General features: G+C 58.2%; 7 protein-coding genes and 4 pseudogenes. All 11 read right to left on the bottom strand.

The genetic code is table 11. From position 1 onward, the window contains the following. A pseudogene (locus RUW20_RS07690) lies at positions 1 to 326 on the bottom strand (asparagine synthase); the annotation flags it as partial. 274 nt (positions 327 to 600) lie between these two features. Further along, on the bottom strand, positions 601 to 1,575 hold the full coding sequence (locus RUW20_RS07685; protein ID WP_313951619.1) for a lysylphosphatidylglycerol synthase transmembrane domain-containing protein: 975 nt from the start codon (positions 1,573 to 1,575) through the stop codon (positions 601 to 603). Continuing rightward, on the bottom strand, positions 1,575 to 1,976 hold the full coding sequence (locus RUW20_RS07680) for a GtrA family protein (protein WP_313951618.1): 402 nt from the start codon (positions 1,974 to 1,976) through the stop codon (positions 1,575 to 1,577). The genes RUW20_RS07685 and RUW20_RS07680 overlap by 1 nt, the downstream gene beginning before the upstream one ends. Further along, positions 1,973 to 2,533, bottom strand: a pseudogene (locus tag RUW20_RS07675) (FAD-dependent oxidoreductase); the annotation flags it as partial. The pseudogene RUW20_RS07675 and the gene RUW20_RS07680, both read right to left, overlap by 4 nt. Before the next feature lie 100 nt (positions 2,534 to 2,633). Further along, positions 2,634 to 4,613: a hypothetical protein gene (locus RUW20_RS07670; protein WP_313951617.1), complete on the bottom strand. Its 1,980-nt coding sequence runs from the start codon at positions 4,611 to 4,613 to the stop codon at positions 2,634 to 2,636. A gap of 4 nt (positions 4,614 to 4,617) precedes the next feature. After that, positions 4,618 to 5,838, bottom strand: coding sequence for an FAD-binding oxidoreductase (locus RUW20_RS07665; protein ID WP_313951616.1), 1,221 nt, complete (start codon positions 5,836 to 5,838; stop codon positions 4,618 to 4,620). Continuing rightward, a complete protein-coding gene (locus tag RUW20_RS07660; RefSeq protein WP_313951615.1) occupies positions 5,835 to 7,259 on the bottom strand; it encodes a UbiA family prenyltransferase in 1,425 nt (474 codons plus the stop codon). Before RUW20_RS07660 ends, RUW20_RS07665 begins: the two co-directional genes overlap by 4 nt. Before the next feature lie 12 nt (positions 7,260 to 7,271). Beyond that, positions 7,272 to 7,481, bottom strand: a pseudogene (locus tag RUW20_RS07655) (IS1595 family transposase); the annotation flags it as partial. Between the two features lie 254 nt (positions 7,482 to 7,735). Next, positions 7,736 to 7,899: pseudogene (locus RUW20_RS07650) on the bottom strand (VapC toxin family PIN domain ribonuclease); the annotation flags it as partial. A gap of 43 nt (positions 7,900 to 7,942) precedes the next feature. Further along, the gene (locus RUW20_RS07645; protein WP_313951614.1) at positions 7,943 to 8,155 is read right to left on the bottom strand and encodes an AbrB/MazE/SpoVT family DNA-binding domain-containing protein; all 213 of its coding nucleotides are present in this window, start codon (positions 8,153 to 8,155) and stop codon (positions 7,943 to 7,945) included. Between the two features lie 130 nt (positions 8,156 to 8,285). Beyond that, positions 8,286 to 11,559, bottom strand: a 3,274-nt coding sequence (locus tag RUW20_RS07640; RefSeq protein ID WP_313951613.1) for a VanZ family protein, incomplete at its 5' end; no start/stop codon positions are given.

Raw genomic sequence — 11,559 nt, 5'->3', positions numbered from 1 at the left:
TGCACCGCGAAGCGGTCGACCGCCAGGAAGACGCATTCGCGTCTCGCATCGACGATGGCAAAAGCGTAACTGCCGCCGATGTGGGCGCACACCTCGCTGCCATTTTTCTGCCAGGCGCTGAGCAGTCCGGCGGCCGGTCCGGATTCGCGCGCGGTACTGGCGTCGTCCTGGTCCAGGAAGCGTGGCGATCCGCTCATCGCGCAGGTGGCAGTGGGTTCACGCGCTGTCAGAGCACCGTGCAGGCCGAGAGACGCGATCAGCTCGCTCGCGGACGCCGGGTCCAGCAAGCGGGTCAGATCAACCTGGCCGGAAAGTTTGTCTTTCATCGCTGATTCCGAGTTTGTGGTTTTCTCGCTACGACGTCGGTCCGGAGCTCAGCCGGTCCGGGCCAAGAGAGCAAGCGGTCTTGTGTCGGTAGCGCTCCGCAGCCGAGATGCGTGGCGCCGTTATTGTCACCACGTCGACCGGCGAGGGGCGTATGTTCTCATAGAGACCGTGGTCTTGGTAAGCTGAACAGCGGGCTACCGAGTACAGCCTGGCTTTCTCCCTTGACGAGAACCGTCTACAGGGCAGCAACAAGCGGCCGCCAAGTATGCGTTCTCAACGCGTCCCCAAACTTGGCCCCGTACTTTTACCGTCAGGCTTCAGAATGGATTCAAGAATCAGTATCGAAATCAATCCCAGCAAAGTGGCGAACCAAAGGGTCGCAAGTCGGACACCAATGGCAGCTATCGTACCGTTCACCAGGCCGACGCCAAGCCCAGCAAGCAGGAGGATCAGAACTGCCTCCGTGGAGCCAATCCCGCCTGGCAACATCGACGCCGCCCCCGCAAGCATGGCTACGGGATAAAGAGAAAACGCCAGCAGCGCAGGAACGTCCAGTCCGAGATGGTCAAGCAGCAAAACAAATGCATACGCCGTCAGCGCCCACGCGACCAGCCCGGTGACGAGAGAAACAAGCACATCCAGGGGCGTGATCCATACCTTCGTGTGCGCGAATCCGCGTGCAAAAAGATCTGCAAGGCGTGCCAAACGACCCATCTGTCGGCGTTCCAGATAGCGGGCCATATGCAACAGCCAGCCGGGATATCTGGCCAACAGAAACACCGTGGACAGAATCAGCAATACGAACACCAGTACAAGCGGAAATATCCCGAAATCGGAGGCCGCCATGCCGGCAAGGCAAAGAACCACTATCAGATCGAACACCCGTTCATAGACGAATGTGGAAAGCACCAACGCGGGGGGCGCACCCATAGGTTGAAAATAGCGAATGCGCAGTAGTTCACCGACCTTGCCCGGCGTTGCGGTGAAGGCGAAGCCAGCGAGGTAAGCGACAAATCCTCGTAAAGGCCGGATTGATACGCCTGCCCGGGCTAGCAGCCAGTGCCAACGCACATAGCGAGCCAGGTACGACAGGAGAGAAATTAGCACCAAGGTCGGGAGCACCGAGTACAGCCGGTGGATTCCGGAAAACAGGCCCTTGCCCTGATCGACCCACAGGAGCGTGCCAATGTACGCAATCGTCATCAGCAAGAAGGCAATGACAGCGCGCCCAACCTTCAATCCATGCATCAACGAAACGACCAGTGTTTATGGCCAAGATAGCTCGTGAATACGGGGAACGCGATGCCTACAGCGTGAGCAATTTCTCGGGAAAAACGAGTGACGCCGATAGAGGGCAGCACATGATAGGCCAGCCCCATGCTGATAGCCCAGGTTTGTACCACCGCCAGTATGTTGACCAAGGTGAATATCAGTGCGGAACGATGCCATCCCTGGCTAGACTCCGTGAACACGAACAGGCGTGCCAGCACAAAGGCTGTCACCATGCCGGTCAAATAGGCAACGATGATTGATGTCGAATAGTCAAGCCACCGGCCATAGAAAATTCGGCTGGCAAAATTGACTGCCGCGGCGGTGCCGCCGGTCAGCAGGAACAGCACGAACTGTCGGGAGGCGAAAGCACGGATCACGCTGTCGCCAGTCGCGCCATCATGCGGCCAAACTCGATGCTCTCCGAGAGGCCACGATCTTCTGGGCAATAGTAAGACGTCTCCGCGACCCACAGGCCCTCCACTGGCAGGGCTACAGGCGTCAGTCTATGCAGGTGGCCCGGCTCACAAATGGGCTGAGCGTGACGGTACCGACTGGCGCGCAATTCGATGAAATCGTCCTCCACCAGTGTCGGATTGATCTTGCGCAGGTAGCGGTTAACCTTGTCCAGGAAAGCGCTGTCCGCTTCCGCAAACTTCGGGTGGTCTGCCGGTATATAGAACGGCAGGTAAACAATGTGCTGCTCCAGCGGGCGTAGATTGCTGTATTCGACCAAGCCAGGGATATCCATTTCCGGATCGTCGGTGTTCAACCAGAAGTTATCAGTTACCGGTTTCTTCAGCTTTGCGATGACGCAGACCACCGCGATGTTCTTCGTGCCCTGAAACTTCTTCAAGATCTCGTGCGGCAGATCGGGCATCAGGCGAGGCACAAACGGCCGCGGAACCGTGCTGATCACCTTGGCGAAAGCGTGGAACTCTTCGCCTTGCTGGATGCCTCTTACTGCATTGGCCGCCACTAACATCGCGCACACGCGGCGGCTATGGCCGATGTCGCTCCAAAAACAGCAATTGCTTTCATTTCTTTGTAACTCCACCGAAAGCATCATCTGGCCGTTTTAAGTGGTAAAGCTGCACCGAATAATTGGTCGCCCACATGCCAATGAAAAATGCGTTTTCGTCGATCCGGAAGCTATCAACACCCCTTGATTCAGCGGCCGCCTCTGGACTTTCCCAGAGCCTCGCAAAATCATTCAGGCTATCGATATAAGGCGATAGAACAAAACCAGAAACAGCTTGGCCTGGAATGAAACGATGCGTTTTCATTTCGCCATTGGACAGTTGGACGGACAACTGCAAGGCCGTCGGTTTATACAAAAAGTTCATGATTTTTCCCAAGAGTGACGGAAGTACTTCAATCTTGGCATAAATGATGCCTTGTTGAATGCCGACTTCTACGCTTTCGCCCAGCAGAGCCTGTTTCGAAAAAAATGGCGTCATGACTTGCTCCGACGTCGGCTTTCTGCTCAATATCAGAAACTGTTCCCTTGCCTCGCTGATGTCGTAATTGGCTAGTAACGCCGGCCAACTAGCTCCGTCATCCATGCTTGGATATCGATTATCAATCGTACCTAGTCCGAAAATAATATTGTCAGGCGCCTTCGGTCCCGATAAGTGATTGGTATTGGCTGCGGCTAGACTGGGCGTGTAAGCTGAAAAACTCTGAAAGACTGGGCGTGGCGACCATTTGTTGGACGACGCGATCAACGCCGAAAGTTCATAGGGGTAGATGTCGACTTGGCCATTTAGTTCTGGGACAGGGAAGCGCTTCCGTATTTCTTTCAGATGTGCGTAGTACTGCTCCTGATGCGACATTTGTGCATCATTTCCAATAAAGCTATCCTTCAACATTGTGAGCAGGCGATTGCTGAGGGGTTTATAGTATTCGAACGACGTAGCTGAATATCGACTATGCATTACAGACCAAGTGATACTCGCTATTAGAATGGCTATGGCGACGTGCCGATAATCAACGGCACGAAGAACTCCCAGCAGCAGCGCAGCTATAACAATACATGAGCTCGCCGTAAGCGCATGAACATCGTGCCGGACAAAACCCGCCTTAAACGACAGAAAAATAAATACCGCAATCGCTATCCATAGAAGAAGTCCTTCAAAATTTATTCCGATTACTAGTTGGATATAGAAAAAATAGAGAATCAGCAGTGAGCTAAATACAAACAAAACTAGTGGTAAGAAGCTATGGAAATTATAGGGGTTGGACATCGCCTGCGTAAACCCGGAAACGATAGCGGCGTTGTTGATGAAATAGTCCGGGAGTACCGAAATGTCTTGCCCGGCAACAACCCAGAGCAAGAGCATAGATGCTGCTGGCAGCACGAGCATCGAAACAGCCACTAACTTGTGCCGAGACCTCCAGAGCAGAACCGAACCGACCACGCAGGCAACTAGGGTGCAAGGTACAAACGAAAGCTTGATGATAGGAAGCAGACCTAGCGATGAACCCGCTAGTACCAGAAAAATTGAATCGCCACGCGTGAATTCAATCCGATCGTGATGCGAAGGTGGCAACGATACACGGTAAATATAAAAAATCATGAGCACAGGATAGATCAGGAACAATGCATCTCTGGATTCCATTAGAAACACGAGAAACAGTGCATACGCGCAGAACCAGAGCCAATGACTTGCGCGAGAAATCCTGTACGCCAGAAACGCATGGCCGACAGCAATGAGTGAGCCGCCCATTATTGTCAGCTGGATCGTTTCAGGGTGATAGGCTTGCGACCAAATAGATGAGAAAGGCCCTACCGTGTACAATATTTCTGTGCCAAACGACAGCCCTTGCGCTGCTGCTTCGTTGACCGCCAATATCCACGAGGGATCAAGACCTAGGCGTGGCATCACCGGAAAAACCGGCACGAAGAGCAGAATCGATATCAGCCCGATGGTGAGCGCCACTAGTGCATAAAACGGATTCTGGTTTCCGGGTACGATAGTGAAGAGTTTTAAAGAGGAGCTAAGGTTGGGCGTCACGACATTACCCTCGGCCAGTGCCAGAAACGCGACATGAGGCGACCGCCAGCCTCGCGCACAATCGCTCGATCCTTGGGAACAAGTGTGCAGTTACTTCACCCTGTTGCGGTAAATCAAGCGCCAGTGTGGCCCCCGGCATGGGAAACGAAAGCAGGCCGGGCGACCTCACTCTGCCGAAAAGCTTCAGTACGGAAAAAAATGAACCACTATGCACTGCAGGAATAGCATCAAGCATCTCTCGGGTCGCCGCCGACGAATTGGTCAATGGAAGCGCGCTTTGATATTGCTTAAAACCGCGTCGCCCATATATGCGATTCCAGTTCAAGATGCGTTCAAGGGAGTAGAAAAGCGGCTCGTAGTTGATACGGCTATCGTGGCGCCCGGCCCGGTGGACTCGGAAATAGACACTATTGAAGAGGCGTAACGACAAGCGGTTGATTGTTGAAAACGGCGGGGTAATGGGGATATTTGGCTTAAATTGCTCGTTGAATATCAATGACCCATCTGGTGCGTGGTTAGCGGCCATAAAAATACTGCGGCCCGCCGATTTCCCCTGCGGCGGACGGTCGATCCTGGCTGCGGTGAACTCGTACTTTCCGTCGACTTCTGGCGAGAGTGCGGAGAACTCATCCAACGTATCGAAAGGCACATGCGTGGCGTCAATCTGGCTGGAGCGGATGGGTACGAGCTGCAGTTCGAGCCAGTCGATGATGCCGGTCAAGCCGAGCCCACCTATGGTTTCCGCATAGAGATCCGGGTTTTCCTGCAGCGAGCAGATGAGAGGGGGGCGATCACTTCTTATCAGACCGAAACGCGGGACGTGACAAGCAAGGGTTCCGCGCACATGGTGACTCTTACCGTGGACGTCATTGGCCAAAGCGCCGCCCAGGGTGACGAACTTGGTGCCGGGTGTCACCGGCAGAAACCAGCCTTTCGGAATCACCAGTGCCAGCAGTTTATCCAGGGTCACCCCTGCCTCGACACGAATCAGGCCAGTTTCCCAATCTGCAGCAATGAACCGGTTCAGCGGCCGCATATGTAGCACCTGGGCGCTGGCGGCCAAGCAACTTTCGCCATACGAACGGCCATTGCCGAAAGGCAGAAAACCGCCGTGTTGCGCAACTATATGCGCCAGTACTTGCTTGATTACAGAACGCCAGTGGCACCGTTTGGCCGTTTGCGGAAAGGCCGGATAACCTCCCCATGGGCAAAGACTGTCACTCATGTTGCCAACCAAAAAACAGCGGCGAACAGAACGCCGACCAGCCAACTGTTGCGATCCTTAATAGCAAAAACCACGGGGTCTTCATTCATCCAGCCACGGTGAGTAACCATCCAGATCCGCGTAATCCAGTAAAGCAATAACGGGCATGCAAGCCAAATCACTTTCGGGTGAGCATACAGCTGCAAGGTCGCCTGATCCTGAATGTAAAGTGCCAGGACCATAACTGCCAGGTAACCTGAAGCCGAGCCCAATGAAGAGATCATATTCCGATCGTTAGGGTAGTAACCACGCCCTCGAGCGCGCTCGAACTCGTCCCCATTTTGCAACTCACGCAATTCCGCGTAGCGCTTTACTAGCGCCAGGCTTAGGAAGAGAAACATTGAGAAAGCCAGCATCCAGAATGTCAGGCTGATCTCGAGCGCAAACGCACCGGCAACGACACGTACCGTGTACAGCATTGCCAAAATAATAACGTCCACGGCCATGATGCGTTTTAGCCACAGCGAATAGGCAAGCGTTAATGCGTAATAAGCAGCCAAGGCCAGGAAGAATTGAAATGGGAGCAGCAATGCAGCCCCGGCAAACGAACCCAGCAGCAGGGCTGGCAACACGATCAGGGCCGCTTTGATTGGCACATCACCGGAAGCCAGGGGGCGGAACCGCTTGGTCGCGTGCCGGCGGTCATCTTCGAGATCCAGCAGGTCGTTCAGCAGGTAGACACTCGAAGCACATAGGCCGAACATCAAAAAGGCAATCAAGCCCGTCAAAAGGAGTTCGGGTTCGGCGACCCGGTGAGATGCAAGCAAAGGGACGAAGATCAGCGCGTTCTTCGCCCACTGGTGCAAGCGCAACTGCCTCATCCAGGCGCGCCAGGGATGGACAGACGTGCGCATCACTTGCGCCATGTTACCAAGCCGGGCGGCCGCAGGTTCCACCCCCGATTCCGGATTGGCAAGGTAGGCCTTGTCTGCCGCGGACCATACAATCAAGTCATCGCGGGAATTACCCAAGTAATCGAAACCTTTGTCGCCATACTCGCGTACCAATAGGTCTCTTTTGTTGCGTGCAGAGAGGTTGGTATTTCCCTGGGTGGCAAATACACGGTCGAACAGACCAAGATGAGTAGCGATCCGTTCTGCGTAAGCAGTATGACTTGCGGTGGCGAGCACCAAAGTGCGGCCGTCCGCTTTCTCTTGTTCCAGGAAGGCGATGACCTGTTTGTCGTAGGGGAGCGCTGGAATATCAAGCGATACTTCGGCCGCCAATTTAGCCTTCAGGTTGGCTTTGCCGGCCCGCAACCAGAACAAGGGTGCCAGTGCCCGCAATGGATTGTGCCGAAGGAAGGCAAAACCAGACTCGACCAGCAAATCTGAACGCAGCAAAGTTCCATCAAGATCAACGACTAATGGTTGGCTCTTCATTTATTTTCTTGATTAGCAACGAACCTTCGCCATGCGAATCGTGCGCTCGGGGTGCGCGCCACAGCGAACGGCAGCGACGAGTAAGCGCTGCAGCAGCAGGGTGCGGGGATCCAATCGACGCTTGAAGCGGTAGGTAAATGCAGCCACGTAGCGTGCAGCATACTCGTGGAAGCTGCCGGACGGACTGGTCTTGAAGTTCCCGAGGACCGTGTTGATCCACCGAGAACGCAGTGCGCCGACGTGGCGCAGCAAGGGGGCGGGGGCCCTCCGGCAGGCGCGTTTCCTGAGGCGCGGCTCCGCACTGAAACTCGGTCCATATTGGTCGAAAGATTCGGACTCGACAGGGTCTGGTTAGAGCCGCTGAATTCGATTCATCGGCGTGGCGGGGTCGTCGAGGCAGTGATCGTAAGTGCGTATAGTCTATACCGGCTCCGCACACTGCGGACGCCCTTGGCTGAAATTGGTTGCTAATCAGGTTTCTGCGTGTAGGCGATGACCTGGTCAGCCTGTGCCTCGCCGACTTCTCGCATCAGCCATTTCGACAGCTCGAGCTGTACGATCGTCGGCACAAGCCAGAGCGCCGTGTCCGGCAGTCGTTGCCCAGTGTCTTGCCAAGTGCGTTTCCGGTCAGCCATTCGATCCAGACCGAGGGAGATCGACTACGGGTAGAGCTGTCTGGGTCATCAGTAGCGATCCTGGCGGTCGCGGTGGCCTTCCGTGCGCGCCCCCCTGGCGATACCGGCCAGTTGGGCCAGTTCGGGCACCGGCATGACCAGAACGCCCTTGCCTTGGGGAATGAACACCAACTCCTGGTCCGCCGCCGAATGCTGCTCCTCGCGGACAGCCTTGGGGAGGGAGATTTGTAACTTGCTGGAGAGCGTAGCGGTCGCGGCCATTTTCGTACCCGCGATTGGTCGAGTGCACCCGGGGAAGCGTGCGCTATGCTGCAGAAAGCTGCCGCGCTTGTCCGCGCGCCGGTTGAACACTGGCGTCAAAAGCCGCGGCTTCCCGACAAGTTCCGAGGCGTCAACCGCCGTTGCGGCGCGGGGAATTCCTTCCACTCCATCCCAACCAGGTCAGCAGCAGGAACAGCAGCAGGAATCGCGGCGTATCGATAACCGTGTCCAGGGTGCCGATTACCAGGACCCCCGCCAGTGACGCCAGGCTGGCCGCGGCCAGCAGATCTCCCCGCCAGGCTCGGCTGCCGGTTCGCTTGATTGCCAACGCCAGCAGCACGCCGAAGGCGAGAAGGCCGAGCCAGCCGTGGTCGAACAGGATGGCGACCGGCATGCTCCAGATATGCCACGGCAAGTCCTGGTCGACGGTGAAGAACCACAGATCCAGCCCCTGCGCGAAGTCGCCGTTGTCGATCATCGGCTCCCCGTCAGGTCCCAGCAGCCGAACGTTATCGATATCGATACGCGTCCCGGTGGCGTTGTAGAGCGAGAGTTTTACCGGCGGCCGCGCCAGCCACGTTGCGCTGCCGATCTTGCCACTGTTCAAATGCAGTTCGTGCTGTTGCCAGTCCAAGCCCTGCTGGGTGGCGATGACGCTGACGCAGCGCCCGGAGGTCAGCAGCAGTTTCTCGCACAGGGAAAGCGAGAGCTGGCCGCCTGCTTGCGGGCTTCGGGTGTCCACGTGCAGCAGGTACTCCCGATCGGGTTCGATGCGGACGAACTGCTCGATGTACAGTGGCTGACCGGTGCCGAGGCGCAGAAAGCTGTTGCCGCCCTCGCTCTCGAGGCGGTAACTGGTCGCCTTGGCCTGGCTGCTGAGCCAGTAGTGGGTTTCCGGGTAGCGGCCGATGCCCATGCCGAACAGGGTGGTCAGCAGACCCGGGTCGCGCAGCGCCAGGGCATCTGCCCAATGGGCCTGGCGAACGGTCAGGTCGGAGCCGCTGCTCGCCAGACGTTCCCTGGCAAACGAGCCGCTGTAGATCGGCAGCGCGATTACCGCCACCAGGGCTGTCAGCAACAGCGGCGCTGCCCAGCGATAGATTCTTGTCCGGGCCACGGGCAGGTGGCTGGCTGGCTGGCGTTCCGCTGCTGGCTCTAGGGAAGCCGTTGTGGAAGTTTCGGGGGTCTTTGGCCGCCGCTGCAGGAAGGCAGCCAGGCAGATGATGATCAGCGCCACCGCGAAGCCGGCATACCCCACTCGCGAGAAAGTCACGGCGAGCGCGTAGCTGGTCGCGAGGAGCAGGACGCTGCCACCCAGGCGTCCGGCGAGCGAGCGGGACTGGAGTGTGAGCAGCACCGCGAACGGCAGCGCAGCGGTTAGGTAGGTCTCGATGTCGGCGCCGCCGGTGTGCATCTGGGAGAACGGGCCGGTCACCCGATAGATATCGGTGAAGTTGAATAACCCGGGAAAGACCAAGCGCTCCCAGATGACGACGGCAACTGTTCCGGCGAGTCCAAGCACCATGCCGCGGGCAAAGGGGAGACGAATGTCGATGCCAGCGGCCGTGAATCGGTGCTTCAGGGCGAGAAGCAATAGGGCCCAGAAAGCGCCCCTGGCGATACGCAGGGCATTGTAGGGGCTGTAGTAGTTGCTGAAGCTGTTGGCATCGGGCAGTGTCAGCGGCAGCGGCAGCATGCCGCGCAGCGTGCCGATGGCAAAAATCCCCGCGATCAGGCACGCCACGGCCAATCCCACCACGTCCCGGTAGGAGCGTGGAGGCGCCGGCGGGACACGAGCGTAGGCGATCACCAGGCTGACGATAATCAGAAAATCGAACTCATCCAGGTAAAAACGCCCACTCCACGGCGCCAGATCGAGCAGCGGAATGGCCGCAGGAATGGCCGCCCAGAGCAGGCGCGGGTTGAACCAGAGCGCCACGGCGTAGGCCAGAAGTGCCAGCACCACAAGCAGCGGGCGATACGGGAAGTCGATGATTATCCAGGCCGTCAGCAGCGCAGTAACGGCCAGGGCGAACCCGGCGCGTGGCGGCAGCCGGCCGTCCCTGGCTGCCGCCGCAGACGCACCGTCCGGCAGCGCGAACTGGGCGGTGGACACAGGGTCGTCGCCTTCGGCGTCGGTCGCCCAGTTCCGGGTCGAAGCCAGCTCGAGCGTTTGCAGAAGCCTGGCGAGCAACCACGCGGCGAGCGCAGCGATCAAGACATTGGTCGGGTCCGGGTGGAGACCGGCGAGGAAAAGCTTGCTCGACTCGATGCCTGTCGCCATCACCGCGGCGGTCCACAAGGCGAGGGCCGGCGGCCCCCGGCGCAGCCAGGTCAGGACGCCGATCGGCGCATACATCAGCGCCACCGAAACCAGACTGAGCAGCGCCGCCTGCTCGGTGGTGTAGTAATGGTAATAAAAGGGCAGCAGGCGTGTTTCGGCCAGCGTCTGGCCAGCGCGTTCCAGGCCGTGCCGCGCATGATCGAACCAGCCGTTCACTGCCACCAGCGCGATCAGGTAGAGTACCGCCAGGGGCAGGGCCAGGCTTTTGCTTGCCGGGTGGCGGGGGAGGTCGAGCAGTCGCGCCCGCTCGCTCCACAGGCGCGCGCCGCCATACATCCCGGCGGCACGGGTGAGCAGCGAGGCGCCCTGGCTGATTCCCGAGAAGACCAGGATCTGGGCCGCCTCGATCAGCAGGCCGAGGAACATCCCGTAGAGCAGCGCATGGTGGGTGGGAGGCTTCCGCCTCGCCGCGTTGCGGCGGCCGAGCAGCAGGCCGATGGGTATCACGGCCAGCATTTCGGCGAACAGCTTGGCCGCCAGGATGATCATCCCGCGGTTGCTGCTGTCGCTGGCAAGAAACCAGCCCCAGCTATCCGAATCCAGCTTGGCCGCGAGTTCCGCCCCGGAGAGCACGAAGTCGAAGGGGAAGAGGCTGAAAGCAACGTAAGCCACGGCGTAGAACTGCAAGGCGCGGGTCGTCAATTGACCCATCCGGCCGGCCAGAGCGGCGAGCATCTTGCCGAACCATTCGGACCAATAGCAAGCGGCAACGATGCCCAGGACAGTGCCGATGAATTCGGCGATCACATCGTTGAGCGACACCGTTCGCGGCGCGAAGAACAGTTGCGTAAACTCGACCGCCAGCGCCAGCGCAAAACAGAACAGCATGGCGCCGAAAGGCACCAGCAAGCGCGCCAGCAGCGCCCGGCGCTGCCCGAAGAGGGCGACCGTCAGGAAGCCCGCGGGGAAGTAGAGTACGCCGTTGGCCACCCAGTCGGCGCGGCTCTCGATGCCGAGTTGCAGCATCGGCAAGTTCTGGAACGTGGCCCAGGCCTGCTCGAGAGGCAGCGGATGGAAATCCAGCGGCACCAGGCTGCCATAGACGATGAAGGCGATGTAC

Source organism: Accumulibacter sp. (assembly GCF_032229525.1).
In the GTDB taxonomy this organism is placed as follows: Bacteria; Pseudomonadota; Gammaproteobacteria; order Burkholderiales; family Rhodocyclaceae; genus Accumulibacter.
This window is presented reverse-complemented; position numbering and strand designations above follow the sequence as displayed.